Annotated in this window: 1 protein-coding gene; it reads right to left on the reverse strand. The window is 65.7% G+C overall.

Annotation, left to right across the window (positions count from 1 at the left end; genetic code table 11):
* The coding region (locus R0J88_RS19015; RefSeq protein ID WP_410900732.1) for an ATP-grasp domain-containing protein at positions 1-367 on the reverse strand (367 nt) is incomplete at both ends.

The following is a 367-nucleotide window of genomic DNA, read 5'->3' on the forward strand; positions in this document are numbered from 1 at the left end:
TCACGTTCCGGCATGCGGCCGATGATGTTGAGCATCGCGCAGGGCGTGAGCAGTGCGGTCTCGCCCAGCGGCATGCCGGCGACGGCACGCAGGTGATTCTCGAACTGGCTGGTGACGGCGCCCTCGATGCTCCAGTGACCCGAGTTGTGCACACGCGGTGCGATCTCGTTGGCCAGCAGGCGCTCGCTGCCATCGGCGTCCTTGACGACGAAGAACTCGAAGGCCATCACGCCGACATAGTCGAGCTCGTGCATCACCTTGAAGGCAGCCGCCTCGGCTTCGGCCTGCAAGCCGTGGGAGTCGAGCGGGGTGGAGCAGTGCAGGATGCCGCTTCGATGTTCATTGCGTGACAGCGGCCAGGCGCGTG

This window comes from Pseudoalteromonas sp. SIMBA_162, from assembly GCF_046535955.1.
GTDB lineage: Bacteria > Pseudomonadota > Gammaproteobacteria > Enterobacterales > Alteromonadaceae > Pseudoalteromonas > Pseudoalteromonas marina.